Here is a 21,091-nt window from a genome sequence, read left to right on the forward strand (position 1 = left end):
TGGTGGTGGATCTCCCATGGGTGGGACACATGCAGTTCGGAGCGGTGATGGGGCCGGATGGGTGGATAAGTGATTCGCCTCACTCAGTTGTTGCCTGGGGACGCACAAGGCCCGCCCAGAATCATCTGGGCGGGCCTCGTTTGCTAGTGGTTGCCGGTGACCGCTAGACGACCGTGACCGTGGCCGCCGACGTTCTGGCGGCGGCGGTGTAGCCCGCCTTTGAACCCGTGACGGTGACGGTCAGGATCTTGCCCCTGACCGTTGTTGTCGGTTTGAAGGTGCTGGCGGTGGCGCCGGTGATGGCGATGCCGTTCGCTTTCCACTGGTACGTCAGCGTGACCGGTGCCGGCCCCCAGACGCCCGGAGCCGCCGTCAGGATGGAGCCCACCTTGGCGGTGCCCGTGATGGCCGGTACCGGAGCCGTTAGGGTGCCCGCTGCCACCCTGAGGGTTGATGCGCTGGTCTTGGCCACTGTGGTGTAGGCGGCCTTGACTCCGGTGACGGTGACGGTAAGGGTCTTGCCCACCACCGCCGGAACCGGCTTGTACGTGCTGGCGGTGGCGCCGGTGATGGCGATGCCGTTCGCCTTCCACTGGTACCTGAGTGAGACCGGTGCCGGGCCCCAAGCCCCGGTTGCCGTCAGCGTGAAGCCCACCTTGGCGGTGCCCGCGATGCCCGGTACCGGCGCGGTCAACGTACCTGCCGCGACCCTGGCCGTTGCCGCGCTGGTCCGGGCGACGGCGGTGTAGCCCGCCTTTGACCCGGTGACGGTGACGGTGAGGGATTTGCCCAGCATCGTGGCTGCCGGCCTGTAGGTGCTTGCGGTGGCGCCGGTGATGGCGATGCCGTTGGCCTTCCACTGGTACTTGAGCGTGACCGGTGCGGGTCCCCAGGCCCCTCCGGCGGTCAGCGTGGCGCCGACCTTGACGGCGCCTGTGATGGCAACTGCCGGGACTGTCAGGGTGCCTACGGCGACCTTGGCTGTTGCGGCGCTGGTCTTGGCCGCGGTGGTGTAGCCGGCCTTGGTTCCGGTGACAGTGACGGTAAGGGTCTTGCCTAGGTCAGCTGCCGCCGGCTTGTACGTGCTGGCCGTGGCGCCCGCGATCGCGATGCCGTTCGCCTTCCACTGGTGGGTCAGCGTAACCGGAGCCGGTCCCCAGGTGCCCGGTGCCGCGGTCAGCGTGGAGCCGACCTTGGCCGTGCCCGTGATGGCGGGCACCGGTGCGGTGAGCACCGGGTTGAGGGCCATGACGGTGCCGGTGCGCGCTGACGTAGTAGCCGCCGTCGTGTACCCGGCCTTGGTCCCCGTCACGGTGACGGAGATGGTCTTGCCGACGTCGGCCGCCGTCAGCTTGTAGGTGCTGGCGGTGGCGCCGGCGATGGGGAGCCCGCTGGCCGTCCCGTTCGCCTTCCACTGGTAGGTCAGTGCCACCGGAGCCGGACCCCAGGTGCCCGTTACTGCGGTCAGCGTGGAGCCGGCCTTGGCCGTGCCCGTGATGGTGGGCACCTGTGTGGTCAAAGCGGGAGTAACGCCGACGTAGGAGAGGTTGTGCGTCGTGGCGGCGCCGCTGACGACGGCCACGGGAGTGGATGCTGCTTCGGTGACCACGTTGCCCGAGTAGAGGTCGCCGGCCACGAAGCCGCCCAGCACCCGCAGCGTGTAGTTTCCGGAGGTAAGCCCCGCGATGGTGTACTTTCCGGCCGCGTCTGTGGACGTGGCGCGGGTAACGAGCGAGCCGTCAGGGGTGTAGGCCTGGAGGAACGCGTTGGCCATCGGTTGTCCGGCCTTGTTCAGCAAGGTGCCGGTGATGGATCCGCCGGCAGCCAGGGTCGCGTTGATGTCCGGCACCTGCTGGCCCGTGGTCACGGGGATGGCCTGGGCCTGCCCCACACCGGCGGACTCGGGCTTGTTCTGGAAGAACTGTGCCTCCTCCTGTGCGTACCCGCTGGAGCGGTTGAACGCTACCTTGTAGGAGCCTGCCGCGAGGCCCACCACACTGTAGTTGCCGGCTGCGTCCGAGTGGCCCTCCTTGACACTCTTTCCCGCGGCATCCAGCACGGAAACAGGGTATCCGTAGACGCTGCTGGTGCCCGTGATCTTGCCCTTGATGGACGCTCCGGTGATCACAGTCATGTCCACGCCCGTGACGGTCTGCGCGACCGCCACGGTCACAGGGGTGGCGCTCGCCGCCGTTGTTCCGCCGTGCCACGTATCCGCGGCGCCGCTTTGCCCGCCGGAGAACTGCACCGTGTACGTGCCGCCCTCGAGCCCGATCACCGAATACGTGCCGTCCGGATTCACGTAGCCGTACGCGGGGGCCGCATTGGTGACCCCGTTCTTCGTAGCGATGACGCGGGATGAGTTGAGGTTGGTTCCTGCAGGCGCCGTGATCTTGCCGCTGATGACGCCGCCCTTGAGCAGGGTTGCGTCAATGGCGGTCAGGCTTTGGCCCTCGGTCACCGGCACTGCGGTGGCGGTCTCCATGGATGAGGCGTTCTTGTACCACTGCGGCAGCGCGCCGGTGCCGTAGGTATCGAAGGAGATCTTGTAGCTGCCCGGGGTCAGGCCGCGGATTGAGTACGAGCCGTCGATGTTCGAGTTGGCGGAGCCTGCCCAGGTGCTGTCGCTGGCGCGGAACGCAGTGACGTAGACGTTGGAGGAGCTCTGCGTTCCCGGTACCGTGATCTTGCCGCTGATGCTGGCGCCCTTGGCAAGCGTGGCGTCGATGGCAGTGAGGTCCTGGCCGGCCGTCACGGTGAGCGGGGTTGCCTCCGCCTGGGTCTGGACGTTGTTGTACCACTCGTCCAGGCCGCCGGAGTTGTAGTTGGAAAAATTGACCTTGTAGGTGCCCGCGGCAAGTCCCTTGACCGCGTACGTGCCGTCTGGGTTTACCCGGCCATAAGAGCCGTTGGCGGCCCCCTCTGCGGTGGCGGACACGTTGACCATCGTCAGGTCGACGCCGGCCGGAGCCGTGATCTTTCCGGCGATGGATGCTCCCTTAACCAAGGTCGCATTGATGCCTGTCAGGTCCTGGCCCGCCGTCAGCGGCAGCGCGGTAGCCGTGTCCATGCTGCTGCCGTTCAGGTACCACTGGTCCAGCGCCCCGGAGCCATAACCCCTGAATGCGACTTTGTAGTTTCCGGCGCGGAGCCCGGCCACCTTGTACGTGCCGTCGGTCTGCAGCTGGGCTGCCACGCCGTACGCCCGGAAGTTGTCGGCGTTGTAGACATAGGCCGTTATTGCGGACAGATCGATGCCGGCGGGAGCTGTGACCTTGCCGCTGATGGACGCGCCCTTGACGAGCGGCGTGTCAGTCAGGGCCAGGTCCTGGCTGTCCGCCACGGGGACGGGCGCGGCCTCGGCGTACGACAGGCCGCCGTACCACTGTTCCAGCGCCCCCGAGCTTCCTCCGCTGAACTGGACCTTGTACGAGCCGGCCGCAAGACCGGAAAACGCGTAGGAGCCGTCCGCGGCGACCTGCGCCGATCCCGCATAGGAGTAGCTGTCCGACGTATAGAGAGTGGCCTGCACCGCGGGCAGGTTGACGCCGGCCGGGGCGGTGAGCTTGCCGGATATGGACGCGCCCTTGACCAGGGTGGCATTGATGCCCCCGTGGTCCTGGCCTTCTGTCAGGGTGATGGGCGTTGCGGTACTAAACGATGAGGATCCGGCGTACCACTGCTCCAGCGTGCCGGTGTTGTACCCGGCGAACTGCACCTTGTAGCTGCCCGTCGGGAGCCCGGCCACCTTGTAGGTGCCGTCGGCGTTGACTTGGGATGAAGCCACGTAGTTGGGATTCGTTCCGCCGGCCTGGTAGACCGTGGCCTGAATGGAACCGAGGTTCACGCCCGCGGGGGCGGTGACAGTTCCGCTGACTGACGCGCCCATGACCAGGGCGGCGTCGATGCCGGTGAGTTCCTGCCCGGCTGCGAGGGTCAAAGGAGTCGCTGTCTCAAAGGAACTTGCACCGGCGTACCACTGTTGGAGGATGGCGCTGTTGTACCCGGAGAAACGGACTTTGTAGCTGCCCGCCGGAAGGCCGTTGACTTTGTACGTTCCGTCGGCGCCGAGCTGGGCGGACCCGCTATAATTTCCGGTGGCCGCGGTGACGTCCGCCTGCAGGGAACCGGGATCCACGCCGGCCGGAACCGTGACCTTGCCGCTGATGGAGGCGCCCATGACGAGGGCCGCGTTAATTCCGCCAAGATCCTGACCGTCCGTGAGCGTTACAGGCGTGGCGGTCTCGGAGGACGAGGCGCCCGAATGCCACTGGGTAACGACGCCCGAGTTGCCGCCGGAGAACTGGATCTTGTAGCTGCCGGCAGGCAAGCCGAGGACCGTGTAGCTGCCGTCCTGGCCGACCTGCCCATACGCGGAATACCAGTCGGGGCCAAAGGTGGTGCTGCTGACCCAAACGCCGACTGACGTGGGATCGATGCCTGCGGGGAGCGTGACGCGGCCGCTGATGGAAGCGCCCTTGACGAGGGCTGCGTCGATGCCGCTCAGGCTTTGGCCCGCTGCCAGCGCGACGGGTGTGGCTGATTCAAAGGTCTTGGCGCCCGAGTACCACTGGCTCAGCGCGCCGGAGTTGGAACCACTGAATTGGACCTTGTAGGAGCCCGCCGGAAGGCCGGTGACCGTGTAGCTTCCGTCTTCGGCGACCTGGGCCGAGCCAGTGTAGGAATACGCCGCGGCGGTGTGGACTGTGATTCCGACGGAGGTGAGCTGGACACCCGCAGGCGCCGTCACCTTCCCGCTGATCGAAGCGTCTGACAAGTCCGCTGCGTTGGCCGGCGTGATGCCGAGCAGCACCAGCGCTGACAGAACCGTTAATAAAACGGCGACTCGGAAACGGAATCGCCTGCTCAAAGCGAGCATTTTTACCCCCCATGGGTCATGCAGCAGCTGGGCCGCATCATTTAATTGTCAAAGAACGCCTTAGTGTAACCGTTATAAACGGGATTCAAAGCACGCGCTCCTGAAATTATCGCCGTATGTCCAATTGAGTTAGTAACCGCCCATTCATGTCAGTTGACATGGTCCTGCGTCAGACTAGGCGGTTATATTGGAGTGGTCTCCGCTGAAAGGTCACCCACCCGCGCATGAAGCAAGCGATTACCCGGCTGCCCGGGCTCTGCATCGTTCTGATGGCAGGGTCCATCCTGGTGTTTCAGCCCGGAGGCCTTTTCAGGTTCGTCTGGATCAAACTCGTGGTGGTGATGATCGGTGTCCTCGCCGGTGTGGTGTCTCCGCTGCGGGCCCGGATTCCCTTGGCGGTGCAGGCGGCGACCGCCGCCTGCGTGGTGTGGATCGCCGCCGCCATGCTCTTGTCCGATACCCCGCTGGCCAGCCTGGCCGGGCGCTGGCCGCGCTACGAGGGTCTGTTAACCCTAGGGGTGTACGTGGCCGTATTCGGGGTGGGCGCGAAGGTCCTGGGCGGTGCCTTGGCCGGCCGGAGTCGACAGCTTCTCAGCACATCGCTCGCCGCTGCGGCAGTGGTGCTGCTGCTCGTTGCCGTGCTGGAAAGCAATGGTTTGCGCCCGCTTGGCGGTGCCGCGGACGTGCGCCCGGGCGCCACGCTGGGGAACGCCACGGACCAGGGCCTGATCGGGTTCATCATCGCGGGGGTGCTGTCCGCCGGCGGTGGCCCTGAGCGCGGATGGCAGTTTTGGCTGAGGCGGGCTGGGCTGATCGCCGCTGCAGGCGTGGCGATCCTTTCCGGCTCCCGGGCGGCACTGGCCGGGCTGCTGATCGTGGCCCTGTTTGGCTCCTCCGTGTGGATGCGGAGCCGGTCCTGGGCGCGGCCAAAAATCGCGGCGGGTGCCGTGTTGGCGGCCGCTGCCGTGGCGTTTGGCGTCCTGCTGGTTCCCGCTGCGCGTGACCGCCTCCTGTCCGCGGGAACAGTGGACGGACGGTGGCTGCTGTGGGACCGGAGCCTCGGCCTGGTAAGTGCCGATCCGGTCTTCGGCGTTGGGCCGAGCGGCTTCGTTGACGCGCTGCCGGCGTACCTGAACGCGGAGTGGGCCAGATCCGTGGGCGACTCTTTCCCCGCCGATTCACCCCACAGCTGGCCGCTGCAGCTGCTGGCGGCAGGCGGGGTCCCGCTGCTTTTACTGGTCCTGGTTCTCGGCGCGGTGGCCGTGGCCGCTGCGGTCCGGCGGATGAAGGAAACCCAGCACGGTGCGGACCGCCGGTACATGGTTGTGGTGCTGGTGACCGTGGCCGCCTACGGACTGGCGCTGCTGACGCACTTCACGTCCATCGGCACCACGGCCCTGGTGGCCTTCCTGTGCGGCGGGCTGGTGGGGCGCGAGGGCACGGGCTTCCCAGCCGTCAGTTCGCCGGCGGTGGAAGGGATTCCGGGAAAGCTGACAGCAGCATTTGCGGGCATCTTCCGGCCCGCGGTTTCGACGGCGGCCGGTGCGGTTCTCGTCGCGGCCGGCCTTGCCGTTGCTGTCCCCGCCGCCATCGCCGAATGGCCGATGGGTGCCGGTGCCAAGGCTGCCGCGGCCGGGGATGTCGCCCTCGCCGAGCAGGCATTCCAGCAGGCGCGCCAGCTCCGGCCGTGGGACAGCGACACCGCTCTGCTCGCCGCCCAGGCGTTTGCCGGCCCGGCGACGGCGGGTGACCAGCAGGCGGCGCGGCGCGCCGTCGAATGGGGGAGCCTCGCCCGCGAACGCACGCCGCGCTCGCAGGAGGCCGGATCGGCGCTGGCCATCGGCTACCTCTACAGCGGGGATCCGGGTGCCGCCAAGACCGTGCTCGACGGCCTGGTCCGGGATGCCCCGTATTCCACGGGGCTTTACGTCCAGCGCGGCGTCGCGCAGTTCGGCATGGGGCGGGCCTCCGACGGGATAGCGGACCTGGAGCACGCGGCAGCCCTGGACCCCGGCCTGGACACGCCTTGGCGCATCCTCTCGAACATCTATCAGCGGATGGGCAATGCCGAAGCGGCCCAGGCTGCGAACCGGCACGCAGAGAGCCTGTCCAAACACTAGGGTGTACGGGATTCCCCGCTTGCGCTCTTTCGGTAACGCATTATCACCGGCTCGAGGAGGAATTCACTGCCGGCAAATCGAATTCTTCACAAACATTCCGGAACGAAAAGTTCTTAAGCTAAGAACAGCGCAAGATTGGATCAAGAAAAGCGCAGTTTTTTGGAAAACAAACGTTATTCCATCGTGCGGTGGTATTGTCCGGGCGCCGCTTCCGGCGGAGCCATTTCCACGCGGTGCGGTCTTGCGCCCAGCTGGAAACAGCGCAGACACACAAGGCGCACTATTTTGAAACCCTGCAGAAAACTTCATCGTGCAGGCTGGGCTTGCAGAACCGGATCGGTGAAAGGAGCCCAGTGATGATGACGGATGAGGACCTTGAGGTGCGTTCGTGTGGGGAGCTCTCTGCAGGGGAGGAGATCGAGGCCTGGCACCGCGGGCGCCTCGCGCACCGCGGGACGGTGGCCAGCACGCTCGAAGAGATTGACCTGTTCTGGATCATTGATGCCCGGACCGGCGCACGCAGGCTGCTGGACCTCGAGCAGCTCAGCGTCAGGCGGATCCCGGTTGTAAAGCCGGCTGCCGCCGTCGCTCGGAAACCGGGGGCCGCCGTCGGGGATCTGCCGCCGGCTGCCGCCGCCGCGCGGAAGCCGGCTGCCGCCGTCGCCGCCGCCAAACGGAAGCCAGTCGCCGCCGCGAAATCGAAGCCGGCCGCGAACCTGAGGCAGATCGCGTTCATCGAGGCGGGGTGACGCCCGTCAGCGGATGTTGCTGAATCTCTCCGCCTGGGTCTTGCTGCCCTGGACGATGATCTGGTCCTCCTCGTAGAGGACGGTCTGCGCCGTGGTGTGGCCCCAGATGCCGCCGGGGCGCTTGACGGCCACGATGGTGATTCCGTACTTGTCCCGGAGCCCGAGCACTCCGAGCGGGCGGTCCTGAGCCTCCCTCGGCGGGCTGGTGCGGATCATCACGAAGTCGTCCTCGAACTCCACGTAGTCCAGCAGCGAACCGCGGACCAGGTGGGCCACGCGCTTGCCCATGTCGTGCTCGGGCCGGATCACGTGGTCCACGCCGAGCTGGTTCAGGATCTCGGCGTGCGGTTCGCTGATGGCCTTCGCCCAGATCTGGGGTTTGCGGAACGTGAGGAGCCGGGACGTGGTCAGGATGCTTGCCTCGATGTCCGTGCCGATGCCCACCACGGCCCTGTCGAACTCATGCACCGAGAGCTGGCGCAGCACCTCCTCCTTGGTGGCATCGGCCCGGACCACGTGGGTGAGCCGGCCGTTGTAGGACTGGACGATCTCCTCGCTCGCGTCAATCCCGAGGACCTCGGTGCCCTGCGCCTCCAGCTCGAGCGCCAGCGCCCCGCCGAAGCGGCCCAGCCCGATCACCACCACGGAGTCGGCCTGGGCTGCGCGGTCGGGGGAGCGGGAGAAAACATTCTTAGCCAATGAGGGGCCTTTCCTTGGGGTATTCGTAGAGCGGCGGGCGTTCCCGCAGCGCCAGCGCCGCGCCCAGGGTGACCGGGCCGAGGCGGCCGATGAACATCAGCAGGATCAGCACCACCTGGCCGGCCGGCGGCATGGCCGCGGTGATCCCGGTGGAGAGCCCCACCGTGGCGAACGCCGAGACGACTTCAAACAGGATCCGCTCCTGCCCGAAGTCCGTGATGAGCATGAGGTACATGGTGGAGCCCACCACCAAGGCAATGGCGAGCAGCACCACGGTGATGGCTTGACGGTGCACGGCCCGCGAGAGGCGCTTGCCGAAGATGTTCACGGCCGTCCCGCCCCGCAGCTCCGTGGCCAGGATAAAGAACAGCACGCCGAACGTGGTGATCTTCAGGCCGCCCGCGGTGCCGGCCGGACCGCCGCCGATGAACATCAGGATGTCCATCCCCAGCCAGGACACGGGGTACATCTGCGCGATGTCGATGCTGTTGAATCCGGCCGTGCGCGTGATGACCGACTGGAAGAATCCGGCCAGGACACGCTCGCCGGGCCTGAGGCCTCCCAGCGTTGCCGGGTTGGACCATTCGACGGCGGTGAGGAAGACGGTGCCGCCCGCGAGGAGCACCGCGGTGCCCACGAGGACCAGCTTGGTGTTCATGCTCCAGTGGATGGGCTTGCCGTACTGCCGGCCGAGTTCGAACAGCACCGGGAACCCAAGCCCGCCGATGATCACCGCAGCGGCGATGGGCAGGCAGATCCAGGGGTCCCCGGCGAACCCGATCAGGTTGTCCGAGTACAGGGCGAAGCCGGCGTTGTTGAACGCGGACACGGAATGGAAGACGCCGTGCCAAAGCGCACGGCCCGGCGGATACCCGTACCCGGCCGCGAACCGCGCCGCGAGCATCCCGGCGAGGATCACCTCGACGGCCAGGCTGATGCTGAGCACGCCCACGAGCACCCGGCGCACATCGCCGAAGCCGGTGCTTTTGGTTTCGGCCGCCGCCGACAGCCGCGAACGGAGGCCCAGCCTGCGGGCCATGAGCACGCCGAGCAGGGTGCCGAAGGACATCACGCCGAATCCGCCCACCTGGACCAGCACCAGGATGACCACCTTGCCGAAGCCGCTCCAGTACACCGGCGTGTCCACGGTGATTAGGCCCGTCAGGCACACTGACGACGTGGAGGTGAACAGGGCATCAAGGAAAGGAGCGCCCTCCGGCCCGTTCCGCGAGACCGGCAGCATCAGCAGCAGGGTTCCAGCGGCAACGGCCGCCGCGAAGCCCAGCACGATCACCTGGGCCGGATGCTGGGGCGCAAGGATGTTCAGGATGGCCGGAAACGCCTTCGACCCCCGGTGCCAATGGCCGTGGCGGACTCCGCTGGCGGCGCCTTGCCGCGCCTGGGAACCCGCAACGTCGCGCATACGCGTCACGCTACCACCGCGGAATCCGCGGCGGACTGCCTGAACAGGGGCGTTAAGAAAGCGTTAGGATTCCGGGTTCCGGCCTGCCGCGCGGAGCGGCCGGTGCTAGGCTCCCGTGGTCATCAGCAAACTTTCCATTTCGAATCGAAGGACCCCGTGGCCACCAGACGCGCGCAAGCGGAGACCGGCCATGCTCGCTGATCCCACCTCCTTGCTCCTGCTGATTCTGGGCTGCGCCGTGACGGGGTACATGATCTACCGGTTCATCAGGGCCACCAAGTAGCCCCCGCCGTCGTCCCCCAGCCTGAACCGACGCCCCCGGAACCCCCAGAAAGACACTTCATGACCGCACCCGCCCAGTATTCCGTTCCCGCGAGTGTCCCCAGCCCGGAGCAGGAAGCGCCGCCAAGCAGCCCGCTGGCCCGGTGGCTGCTGGAGCACAAGGTCCACCAGCCGGTGGGGCCGGAAGTGGCCGAGGCGGGGGCGCACCAGCAGCCCTGGTGGAAGGTCATGTGCCTGACCGGCGTGGACTACTTCTCGACGCTGTCCTACCTGCCCGGCATCGCGGCGCTCGCGGCCGGCGCGCTGTCCCCGCTGGCCACGCTGCTGATCGTGGCCCTGACGCTGTTCGGCATGCTGCCCATGTACCGGCGGGTGGCGCAGGAGAGCCCGCACGGCCAGGGCTCGGTGGCCATGCTGGAAAACCTGCTCCCGTTCTGGCGCGGGAAGATCTTTGTGCTGGTGCTGCTCGGGTTCGTGGCCACATCCTGGATCATCACCATCACCCTCTCCGCCGCCGACGCCACGGTCCACATGCTGGAGAACCCCTACCTGCCGCCGTTCCTGGAAGGCCAGGCGGTCCCCATCACCGTGGTGCTCCTGCTGATCCTGGGCGGGGTCTTCCTGCTCGGCTTCTCCGAGGCCGTGGCCGTCGCCATTCCGCTGGTGGGGGTCTTCCTGGTGCTGAACGCCGTCATCATCACCACGGGAATTTACGACGCCGTCACGCAGCCGGGTGCGCTGTCATCCTGGACCGCCGCACTCACCTCGTCCGGCGGCTTCGGCAGCATCGCCGGGCCCGCCATCCTGGCGTTCCCGCTGCTGGTACTGGGCCTGTCCGGCTTTGAAACCGGGGTCAGCATGATGCCCCTGGTGGCGGCCTCGGGGGCCACGCCGGAGGAGACCCTGCAGAACCGGATCCGGAACACCCGCAAGCTCCTGACCACGGCCGCGGTGATCATGAGCGTCTACCTGCTCGGCAGCAGCTTCGTGACCACCCTGCTGATCCCTGCCGAGGCGTTCCAGGAGGGCGGCGCGGCCAACGGCCGCGCGCTGGCGTATCTGGCCCACGAACGGCTCGGCAACGGCTTCGGCTCCGTCTACGACGTCAGCAGCATCCTCATCCTGTGGTTCGCGGGTGCCTCCGCGATGGCCGGGCTGATCAACATCGTGCCCCGGTACCTGCCGTCCTACGGCATGGCACCCGACTGGACCCGCGCGGTCCGGCCCGTGGTCCTGGTCTACACGGCAATCAGCGTCCTGATCACCATCGGTTTCAAGGCCGACGTCAACGCCCAGGCGGGCGCCTATGCCACCGGCATCCTGGCCATGATGGTCTCCGGGGCGGTGGCCGTCAGCATCTCCGCGGCGCGGCAGAAGCGGCGCCGTGCCGCCGTCGGCTTCTCCGTCCTGACCCTCATCCTGCTGTACGCGCTGGCGGCGAACGTGATCGAAAAGCCGGACGGCCTGGCCATCTCCGGGTTCTTCATCCTGGGCATCGTGGTGGTTTCGCTGGTCTCCCGGATCAGCCGCACCACGGAGCTTCGCGTGCACCGGATCGAGTTCGACGACGCCGCCCGCGGCTTCATCACCGACACGCTTGAGTTCGACGGGCGAATTAACCTCATCGCCAACCGCGTGCAGGAAGGGGACGCCGCGGAGTACGCCGCGAAGGAGGAGGAGCAGCGCGGCATGAACCCGGTGCCGGGATCCGCCGACGTGATCTTCCTGGAAATCGACGTCACCGACCCCTCCGAATTCAGCGACGTCCTGGAGGTGGAGGGCGTTGAAGTGGCCGGCCACCGCGTCCTCCGCGCGAAGAGCCCGGCCGCGCCCAACGCGATCGCCGCGATCCTTCTGGCCCTGCGCGACGCCACCGGGGTCATTCCGCACGCGTACTTCGAATGGGCCGAAGGGAACCCGCTGGCCCACCTGATGCGGTACCTGCTCCTGGGCCGCGGCGACACGGCTCCCGTGGTCCGGGAGATCATCCGCGAAAACGAGACGGAGCCGGAACGCCGCCCGCGCATCCACGTGGGCTGACGCCTCCTTCCCGGCCCTTCCTCACCTCCCTTCGGCTGGCGGCGTGACTTCGGACTCCTTACGGGCTTCCAAGGAATACCCTGCACCCCATGGTCCTTGTTCCATGTGGGGCGCCGACGACCGGCTGCCTCGTGAAAGGACCGTTTTGCCCACCGAATTCATCCCGTTCAACATGCGCGCCAGTGTCCGCGAGGACCACAAGCGCTCGTTCCGCACCGACATAGAACGCCTCACCTCCGGCCACCGGGGCTGGGCGCCGCTGGACGTGGTCAAGTCCACCGACACCCAGGCGCTGCTCCGCGGAGCCGTCCCGAAAAGCGTTCACACCGCCACGGACGCGAGCCTTGCCCGCTACCTCCAGGACCGCCTCGTCGCCGACGACGACATCCACGTGGATCTCACCGTCTGCATCGAGCGGTAGCAAGTGGCCCCACCGTGCCCCGGACCATTTTGGTCCGGGGCATTTTTGTGGCCGAAAGCCGGTGACATGTCCTGTTCACCGGGGCGCCAGACTCCGGTGGGGACGCGTTAGCCGCCGGAGGGCAGTGTGGTGGGGCACGCCGTCGGGCCTTCCCAACCGGGAGGCGGGCGGCGGACCCATCCCGCACTGAAGGAGAACCCTGTGCTGATCAAAAGCACCGTCACCGCGCTCGTTGCCCTCACGGCCCTGGCCGGAATTGCCGCCCCGTCAAGGGCGGCACCGGCGTCCGACGCTGTCCTGGGGCCGCCGCACGCCGCAGCCCACGCGCACAACGACTACGAGCACGGCCGGCCGCTGCTGGACGCGCTGGAGCACGGCTTCTCCAGTGTGGAGGCGGACGTGTGGCTGGTGGACGGCGAGCTCCGCGTGGCGCACGACCTCGTGGATGCCAAGGCCGGCGTCACGCTGGAGAGCCTGTACCTCGAACCGCTGGACAAGCTGGTGCGGCAGGACGGCCACAGCGTCTACCCCGGCTGGGACGGCAGCCTTCAGCTGCTGATCGACATCAAGAGCGAGGGCGAGGCCACGTACGCCGCCGTGGAGAAGGAACTGGCGCAGCACCCGGCCCTCATGAGCCGGTTCGCCAACGGAAGGGTGTCCACCGGACCGGTCACCGCCGTCATCAGCGGCAACCGGCCGCTGGCCACGATGAAGGCCGAGACCAAGCGGTACGGGTTCTTCGACGGCCGCTCGGCCGATCTCGCCTCCGGCATGCCGGCGGCACTGATGCCGCTGGTCAGCGACAACTGGACCAAGCTGTTCACCTGGCAGGGCGTCGGCCCGATGCCGGAGTCAGAGCGGGCCAAGCTGCGCGCCTACGTGGAAACCGCCCACTCCAAGGGCTACCGGGTGCGTTTCTGGGCCACGCCGGACCAGCCGGGACAGGAACGCGACGCCATGTGGACCGAGCTGCACAACGCCGGTGTGGACCACATCAACACGGACGACCTTCCCGCGCTGGACAAGTTCCTGAGCGCCCGCGGGCAGTAGGGCTGCAGCCTCCCGCATGCGATGCGACCCTCCCGCACGTGATGTGCGGGAGGGTTCGTTCGTATCTGTCCGATGAATTGCGCTTTTTCTATGGCCGCGGCTGTCGGGCGCCGCTAGGCTACAAGCTCAAGACGGTGATTCAGCCTGTGGTCGCCGGCGTTGAGTTGTGAGTCTTTTTCTCTCGGACGCGGTAGCGGTAAGGGGACCAATGGCTGAAGAACACCACGATGACCTGGTCATGCAGTCACTGCTGCTCGATGAGATCGGGCAGTCGGTCATCGGGATGGACAGTGAGTGGCGGATCACGTATTGGAACCGCGCCTCTGAACGGTTGTACGGGTTCAGCGCGGCCCAGGTGCTGGGCAAGCTGATCACGGAGCTGGGAATCATCGGCGGCGCTGACGGCCCGGGTCAGGATGCCACCGATCAGGAGATTGCGGACAGACTCGCCCATGGCCGGGACTGGGCCGGCGAGCTCTGGATGCACCACCGGACTGGGAGGGAATTCCCGGTCCACGCCACGGTCAGCCCTATCCGCGGACGGCACACAGTGCCCGTCGCCGTCGTAGCGATCTCCAAGGACATCACCGACCGGAAACACAGCGAGGCAATTCTGCGCCGGCTCTCAGCCATGGTGGAATCCTCCGGGGACGCCATCATCGGCGCCGACCTGAACGGGAAGATCACCAGCTGGAATGCCGGCGCTACGAGGATGTTCGGCTGGAGCTCTCGGGAAGCTGTCGGACAGAGCTACAGCCTGCTGACCAACCATGACTCAGCGGACTACGGCAAGGAAGTCACGGCGCGCCTGGGAAACGGGACGTTCGCGACCGGAGTGGAAGCGCGGTGGCGCTGCAAGGACGGGACGGTGATCGACGTTGAGCTGACCGTGTCCCCGGTCTACGGCCAAGACGGCGCAGAGGTCGGAGTCTCCGCAATCGCCAGGGACATCACCGAGATCCAGCGACTGAAAGCAGCGGCCGCCGCCGAGCGGGAGCGACTTCTGGCTGCCCAGGAAATGGCCCATGTTGGAAGCGTCGAATACACGGTCGCGACCGGGGAGACCTGGCACTCGGAGGAGTTTGCCCGGATTCTGGGTCTTGCCGCCGGTACCCCGGCGGCCAAGGTCTCGGTCCTTGCGCTGACACATCCGCAGGACCGCGATCTGGTCCGCCGCGTCTGGAAGGGCCTGGAGGACGGGCGCGGCTTCGCGGATTTCGAATACCGGATTATCCGGCCCGATGGGGAGCAGCGATGGCTGCATTCACGGGTCCGGAGCGTCAACGGCCCGGACGGGAAGCCTGTCAGGTTCCTGGACACAGTCCTGGACGTCACCGAACGCAAGAACGCGGAGCAGGTTCTGGAGTGGCAGGCCCGCCACGACGCGCTGACCGGTCTGCCGAACAGATACATGATCACCGAGGTCCTCCAGAGCTGCCTTGACCGGGCCTCCCGGCCGGTGGTGATGTTCGTCGACGTCGACCGGTTCAAACTGATCAACGACGGCATCGGCCACGGCGCCGGCGACACAATTTTGGTTCTCCTGGGGGAGCGGCTGAGGACGGCCGTCAGGGCCGGCGATACAGTGGCCCGGTTCGGAGGCGATGAGTTCGTTGTGGTCTGCGAGAACCTGCTCAGGCGTGGCGCCAAGACGCTGGCCGAGCGGATCAGGGACGTTACGCGCCGGCCCTTCGAAGTGGACGGGCGCAAGGTCTACTTGAATGTCAGCGTCGGCATCGCCCTGGCGGGCCCCGAGGACACCGCCGAGACGATGCTCAGCGGTGCAGACGCTGCCATGTACCGCGCCAAGTCGGCCGGTGGCGATTCCTCGGCCGTGCATGATGCGCGCCTGACCGGCCGGGCCGCGGGCCGGCTGGATCTGGAATCCGACCTGAGGCTGGCCCTGGACCGCGGCGAGCTTTCCCTGAATTACCAGCCGGTCATGGATATCACCACGGAATGCCCCGTCGGCTTTGAGGCGCTGCTGCGGTGGCACCATCACGAACACGGCCTGATCATGCCCGACACGTTCATTCCCATCGCCGAGGAAACCGGCCTGATCCTTCCCATCGGCACCTGGGTTCTGCATGAAGCGCTGCGTCAGGTGCAGCAGTGGCGAAGCCAGCTTCCCGAGGCGGAAAACCTTTCGGCGGCAGTGAATATTTCGGGCCGGCAGCTCATTGCGGGCGACTTCCCGGACGTCGTGGAAGCGGCAATGCTCAGCTCCGGCATCGATCCGGCCGCCGTCCACCTGGAAATTACCGAAACTGTGCTCATGGGCCAGCCCGACCTGCCCAAGGAAACCCTGCGACGGCTTTCCGGACTGGGGGTGGGACTTTCCATTGACGACTTCGGCACAGGGTACTCATCCCTGAGCTACCTCAAGTGGCTCTCGGCCCGGACCCTGAAAATCGACCGCAGCTTCGTGGAAGAGCTCGGCACGGATCCTCACGGTGCGACGATCATCGAACTCGTCATGGGCATGGCCGACAGCCTGAATCTCGACGTCGTGGCCGAAGGCGTGGAAACCACGGTGCAGCTCGCCGAACTCCGGCGCCTGGGCGTCCGGCACGCCCAGGGTTACCTGTGGAGCAAACCGATACCGGCGGAGGGCATCCCAGGATGGCTCGCAGCCGTTCCGTCCGGCCCCCGCGGGCGAGAACCGGTGCAACCTGTGCGGTAGGTTCCGCCGCCCGTGTCCACTCTCCTCGAGCTGCAGTCCGAGCGTCTTCGCGCATCTACGCGTGGTGTGGAACCCGCATTTTTTCGATCTGCTCCCGCAGCGCCCGGACGCGGAAGGGTTTGGTCATAACGGCGCTGGCACCGGCGGATAGCAGCGTTTCGGCCAGATCATCGTGACCCGTGAGCATGAGGATCTGCACCGTGCTGAAGCTTCTGATCCGCCTGATCACTTCCAGGCCGGTGATATCGGGAAGCCCGTAGTCCAGAACCACGAGGTCCGGGGAGTGATCACGGACGGCCGCAACGCCGTCGGTCCCTGTTGCACTCAGCCGGACCTGCATGCCAGTCTCGGACAGAACTGTTTGAACGAGGCGTCCGATGTCCGCGTCATCTTCAATCACCACAGCGGCGCACGTACTCGGCATTACACGTCCCCCTTAGACTCGCCCCAGCAAAGCCTTAAACGCACTCTACCAAGAGGTGAACGCCCCGGGGCAGTCGCCCGCGCTCCACGGAGAACCCGGCGTCTCGCGGGGACCCGGAACCTGTGGTAATCGCGTCCCAGTGGCGCTCTTGCGCAGATCTTGGGGTGAAGCTGCCTCGGGCGTGAGCCTGATGCGCGAAGGTGGTTACGCACCGTGCGGCAGCGCCGTGGTGCCCTTAACCCATTTCCAGGAAGGCCAGCGATGAGCACCCCATAGCGATGGCACTTCTGTCCCGCGCAATTCTCCAGATCGCAGATGCGGCCGTACGCCCCGGGTGCCAGCAAATTTAGTGGTCGGAACGGCGACGGTACGTTCTTTTTCCATGTAGTCTTCTTTGCAAGTCAGGGCCGACACCCCGGGGAGGTGTTCTTGGCCAGCGCCGGGCTCAGCCGGTGTGAGTACCCCAGAGGAACAGCCGATGTCCAGGGATGAGTCGCTTCCGGCAGCCACCGGCGCAGAACCGGGTCCGGAGCCCGGGGGCCAGTACGCACCGCCACAGGTCGCTGGATCGACTCTCCGCAGCCAGGTGCTGGAGCTGATCGACGATGTTCTGACGGATACGGCCTCGGATGGAAAGTGGGCCAGGATTCAGCTGCGGCGTCTGCTGGCGGCGAATCCGGACGAGCCGGAACGTGCGCTGTTGCAGCACCTGATCACCGTCACCACCACGGACCTCACAGACTCCCTCGCTGATGACGCTGCACCACACGAGGAGATGGGCCGGGACTCGTCGGCGCCGTCGAACCCGCGTCACCTGCCCGTGTCCCTTGACCCGCGGGGCCAGAAACGCGTCAGAGCCGTCTTGGGGACCAGGATGCTCCTGACCGCTTTCCAGCCAATCAGGGAACTGCCGGCAGGAAACGTGGCCGGATTCGAGGCGCTGGCACGGTTCGTCAGCCGGGACGGGGCCGGCGCTGACAGTTGGTTCCGGGAAGCAGCGGCCATCGGTTTGGGTGCGGACCTGGAGATCGCTGCCCTGCATAGCGCGCTGTCGGCGGCCGGCGAGATTCCCGCTCACCTCTTCGTTGCCTTCAATCTCAGCCCGGCAACCTGCACGGACCCGCGCGTACAGGCGCTGCTGGGGAACGGGCAGGTGGCTCTGGACAGAATCGTCATCGAACTGGCGGGCGGCCTGGTCGGCGCGGAGCTGGATGGCTTGATACGGATGCTGACCCCACTGCGTCAGCGGGGTCTGCGGTTGGCTGTCGACGGCTCCGGCGCCGGTGCCGCGTCGCGGGACCAGATCCTGCAGCTGCTTCCCGACATCATAAAACTTGACTGCAGTTTCATCGACGGACTCATGCACCCGGTCGAGGGGCGGCCGGCCGGTATGGCCGTGGTTGAACTCGCGAAGCAAATCGGGGCAGCGGTGTCGGCCGAAGGTATCGAAAGCCAAGCGGGACTGACCGCCGTCACGCAGGCGGGCATCGCAACGGGTCAGGGCTATCTGCTGGGCAGGCCCTCCGTGCATCCCCGTGACTGGTCCGCGTGGATCGCTGAGGCAGCCACTGCCGACGTCGCCGCCTCCACCGAAAGCGGGAATCCTGGCCCCGCTCAGGCGTGAGAGGCTCGCGGTCTGACTCGGCTCCGGGGCCGCCGAGGTTAGGGGGCGGGCGCTATTGGAGCAGTTCTTCGGGGAGATCATATGCTGCAACTGAGGCCAAGGCTGCTGACAGTCCCGCTGATAGCCGTCGAGGTCCACTCACCCGTGCCTGTGGCGACCAACGTCACGGTTAGATCGCCGACTGGCAAAAGACCTGAGTCGACTACCAGAGTCATCTGGTCAGTGAATGTAGGCCCAGAAACCAGTTGAGTGCCCCTTTTGACAGTCCACGAATACCCCGTCCTAGTGGCGCCACCCGTCGGGGGCGCCGCCCACCTGAACGTGAACACGGTGAGCCCACTCTTGGAGCAACTGACCCAGGTCGGCGGCAGCACCGTGCCGGCTTCGAAGGAGCCGGACGCATACTCGGGGAAGGCCCAGGCCGCCGTCGTCGGCTGCGGAGGTGCAGCCGCCAGGGCGGCGGCACAGGCGAGCAGCCCAGTGACGGCAAGATGCCGCCGCTTCATGGTGCAGTCTTATCAAGCTCGGGAGCACGCTCAACGAGAGGCTCCTTCGCAGCCCTCCGCCGACCGCGGGGCTCCCGTTCCTCCCGAGGCCAGAAGGCCCACGTGACTACGCCTGCCATCACCAAGGTGACGCCGCCGAGCACCACCGGATTGGAGGCGGCGCTGACGGCATAGGCGAGTTTGGGCACCGAGCCCAGCACAATCCGCACTGACGTGACCACGTACGGGGCGGGATCGTCAGCCTGATTGGCGTCGCCACGCATGGTGATCTTGACGGCGTCACCCCCAGCCGGAGAAACGGACGTCACTCGGTGCGTCACCGGCAGGGCTGCGCCCCTGTCGATAGTCACGACGTCGCCCACGCGCACTTCCGATGCCGGGATCTTCTTGACCACGGCGAGCGATCCGGCAGGGATGGTCGGCCCCATGGAACCGGTCTTGAACATGATGAGCGTGATGTGGAAGAAGACAGCCAGGATCACGAGCACGATGCAGACCAGGCCCCCGACGGCGGCGACGTTGAGGAGGGCGTTGCTTACTGCTCCCCCGCGGCCATTCCGTTGTTTCACGTCAATTCCTTTCCGCACTCAATCGGACGTTCCGGTGAAGAGCCATGTGACCGTGCCCGTGCCGCCCTGGTAGGTGTTCGACGCTCCAGGCTGGATCCGCACCTCAAAGCAATACCGGAGCTCGCGGCTTGAAGGCGTGACCGCCGATGCCACCGGAGAGCCAGGCACGGATGCCGCCGGCAGATACGCGGATGAGGACCCGGCAACAAATGCCGGGGACCCCGAAAAGGCGGCGGCATCGCATGTGGTGTCGACCGCCGTCGTCCGCACCGCTTTGTACTCAAGCACGGGAACCAACGTGCCCGACGACGTCGAGCTGGCCAACGCGATGGTCCCACCAACGGTGGAAGCGGCGGTGGTGCGGATATTAACCCACGCGTACTGCGAAGCGCCCGGCGACATGGACGTCGCATTGATCATGAGCGACGCATCGGCAGGCGACGTGCTGTCCTTCCACGTCGAGGTGGCTGTGCTGGACTCAAGGCGGAAAGTGCTGGCGGTAAACGTGCCGGCAGCGTATTCCGAGTCTGTCCAGGACGCGAGTGTCATGCTGGCGCCCACGCCAAGGACGAGGGCGCCAGCAAGAACCGCGCGAACGCGGGTGAAGGTGCGGCGCCGCGAGGGCGCCACGTGTTTGCGCACGTGTTACGGGACCATTGGCGCCGATGCGGCGCGGAATTCCCAGGTTGCCGTAGCGGACTTGCTCTGCTGGAGCGGCGCGCCCGCCTTCACCTGAATGCACAGAAAGGTGTCAGCGCCGGGGTCGGTGCCGAGCGCAGCCGACGTTGCCAGCACGAACGGCGTGCCGTCGACCACGGTGCCGATCGAAGTGTTGGGCGGAATAACTTCCGTGCCTGTTGCGGTGGGCGTGCAACCTGCAACTGAATTCACCTTGATGATGCCGTACGTCAGATTGTCCAGTGCATTGTCGTCTCCTGTTGCCGACGCAGTCGCGACGGTAACGGAAGCGGTGTATTTGGAGTCCTTGTCCAGGTGGAGCACATACGGTGCCGCGACGGTCTCGTTAGGGCTCAAGTTGTTGTAGCCTGTCGAGAAACCCAGGGTGGCAGGCGACCCCGAAGCATGGTTCCCAAAAGTCGTGCCGTCCGGGCTACCCTCGATTTCGAAGTGACCGCTGCCGAAGTTGCCGATGACGAACTCCGAGTCGTTCCATGCGGCGAGTGTGACCGCTGCGCCCAGGCCGAGGACGAGACCGCCGGCCAGGATCGCCTTGAATTTCCTGCTCTTGGACCGATCGGTGGCAGGCGTGATTTCAGTGATTGTCATTGTTTCCCCCAAGGACATGTGGAGGCCGGAACGGCCTAAGCGATGACCGACGATCTCGATCATAAGTATGCTTTCATAGCGCTTCGGGGTTTCCGGCGAAAAGTATCTTTTGGGTCCCGCAAGATTTGCTCAGGATTGCATCAAGAAACCGGAAAGCACTCGGCCGCCGCCTTGATGGCTCACGGGGCGTCGCTGCAGGATGCTCGAAAGGGTTTCCGCCTAGCTGTACCCGGCCATGACGTTGGTGACATCAGTCTTGAAGTGAGGAGGGCCCCCGGGGCTTAGTGGAGGTATCTGACATCTTCACGGCCACGGAGGTCCTCATGTCCCACGCT

Annotated in this window: 14 protein-coding genes; 7 read left to right on the forward strand and 7 right to left on the reverse strand. The window is 66.3% G+C overall.

What is annotated here, in order from left to right; all coding sequences use genetic code 11:
- Positions 1-163 precede the first annotated feature (163 nt).
- Entirely contained in the window at positions 164-4,870 is a 4,707-nt protein-coding gene (locus ABFP37_RS09000) for a carboxypeptidase regulatory-like domain-containing protein (protein WP_347033332.1), read from the reverse strand.
- A 233-nt stretch (positions 4,871-5,103) separates the two neighbouring features.
- Here ABFP37_RS09000 and ABFP37_RS09005 point away from each other — a divergent pair, with 233 nt between their 5' ends.
- Both ABFP37_RS09005 and ABFP37_RS09010 read left to right on the forward strand, forming a co-directional pair.
- Positions 5,104-6,999 carry an O-antigen ligase family protein gene (locus ABFP37_RS09005; protein ID WP_347033333.1) on the forward strand — a complete coding sequence of 632 codons (1,896 nt, stop codon included), beginning with the start codon at positions 5,104-5,106 and terminating at the stop codon, positions 6,997-6,999.
- A 353-nt stretch (positions 7,000-7,352) separates the two neighbouring features.
- Entirely contained in the window at positions 7,353-7,748 is a 396-nt protein-coding gene (locus ABFP37_RS09010) for a hypothetical protein (RefSeq protein WP_347033334.1), read from the forward strand.
- Between the two features lie 6 nt (positions 7,749-7,754).
- Here the strand turns inward: ABFP37_RS09010 and ABFP37_RS09015 are convergent, their stop codons facing one another.
- The gene (locus tag ABFP37_RS09015) at positions 7,755-8,447 is read right to left on the reverse strand and encodes a TrkA family potassium uptake protein (protein ID WP_347033335.1); all 693 of its coding nucleotides are present in this window, start codon (positions 8,445-8,447) and stop codon (positions 7,755-7,757) included.
- On the reverse strand, positions 8,440-9,870 hold the full coding sequence (locus tag ABFP37_RS09020) for a potassium transporter TrkG (RefSeq protein WP_347033336.1): 1,431 nt from the start codon (positions 9,868-9,870) through the stop codon (positions 8,440-8,442). The genes ABFP37_RS09015 and ABFP37_RS09020 overlap by 8 nt, the downstream gene beginning before the upstream one ends.
- Positions 9,871-10,212: 342 nt before the next feature.
- Between ABFP37_RS09020 and ABFP37_RS09025 the strand changes: the two genes are divergently transcribed.
- The 4 genes from ABFP37_RS09025 to ABFP37_RS09040 all read left to right on the forward strand — a co-directional run bounded on the left by ABFP37_RS09025 (position 10,213) and on the right by ABFP37_RS09040 (position 16,346).
- A complete protein-coding gene (locus ABFP37_RS09025) occupies positions 10,213-12,192 on the forward strand; it encodes an amino acid transporter (RefSeq protein ID WP_347033337.1) in 1,980 nt (659 codons plus the stop codon).
- Positions 12,193-12,337: 145 nt separating this feature from the next.
- Entirely contained in the window at positions 12,338-12,613 is a 276-nt protein-coding gene (locus tag ABFP37_RS09030) for a hypothetical protein (protein ID WP_078029988.1), read from the forward strand.
- A 201-nt stretch (positions 12,614-12,814) separates the two neighbouring features.
- On the forward strand, positions 12,815-13,663 hold the full coding sequence (locus ABFP37_RS09035) for a phosphatidylinositol-specific phospholipase C/glycerophosphodiester phosphodiesterase family protein (protein ID WP_347033338.1): 849 nt from the start codon (positions 12,815-12,817) through the stop codon (positions 13,661-13,663).
- A gap of 208 nt (positions 13,664-13,871) precedes the next feature.
- The gene (locus ABFP37_RS09040) at positions 13,872-16,346 is read left to right on the forward strand and encodes an EAL domain-containing protein (RefSeq protein ID WP_347033339.1); all 2,475 of its coding nucleotides are present in this window, start codon (positions 13,872-13,874) and stop codon (positions 16,344-16,346) included.
- A gap of 55 nt (positions 16,347-16,401) precedes the next feature.
- On the opposite strand, the gene ABFP37_RS09045 is transcribed toward ABFP37_RS09040, so the two are convergent.
- Complete coding sequence (locus ABFP37_RS09045) at positions 16,402-16,770, reverse strand: response regulator (RefSeq protein ID WP_078029814.1); 369 nt, start codon at positions 16,768-16,770, stop codon at positions 16,402-16,404.
- Positions 16,771-17,248: 478 nt separating this feature from the next.
- On the opposite strand from ABFP37_RS09045, the gene ABFP37_RS09050 reads away from it, so the two are divergent.
- Positions 17,249-18,394: an EAL domain-containing protein gene (locus ABFP37_RS09050; RefSeq protein ID WP_347033340.1), complete on the forward strand. Its 1,146-nt coding sequence runs from the start codon at positions 17,249-17,251 to the stop codon at positions 18,392-18,394.
- A gap of 502 nt (positions 18,395-18,896) precedes the next feature.
- Here ABFP37_RS09050 and ABFP37_RS09055 read toward each other — a convergent pair.
- The 3 genes from ABFP37_RS09055 to ABFP37_RS09065 are packed head-to-tail and all read right to left on the reverse strand — an operon-like array spanning position 18,897 to position 20,819.
- Positions 18,897-19,469, reverse strand: a complete 573-nt coding sequence (locus ABFP37_RS09055; protein WP_347033341.1) for a signal peptidase I — start codon at positions 19,467-19,469, stop codon at positions 18,897-18,899.
- 18 nt (positions 19,470-19,487) lie between these two features.
- Positions 19,488-20,111 (reverse strand): SipW-dependent-type signal peptide-containing protein, encoded by a 624-nt coding sequence (locus ABFP37_RS09060; RefSeq protein ID WP_347033342.1) that lies wholly within the window; start codon positions 20,109-20,111, stop codon positions 19,488-19,490.
- Between the two features lie 3 nt (positions 20,112-20,114).
- Complete coding sequence (locus tag ABFP37_RS09065) at positions 20,115-20,819, reverse strand: SipW-dependent-type signal peptide-containing protein (RefSeq protein ID WP_347033343.1); 705 nt, start codon at positions 20,817-20,819, stop codon at positions 20,115-20,117.
- Between the last annotated feature and the right edge of the window lie 272 nt (positions 20,820-21,091).

The organism is Burkholderia sp. RS01 (genome assembly GCF_039748055.1).
Taxonomy (GTDB): Bacteria; Actinomycetota; Actinomycetes; order Actinomycetales; family Micrococcaceae; genus Arthrobacter.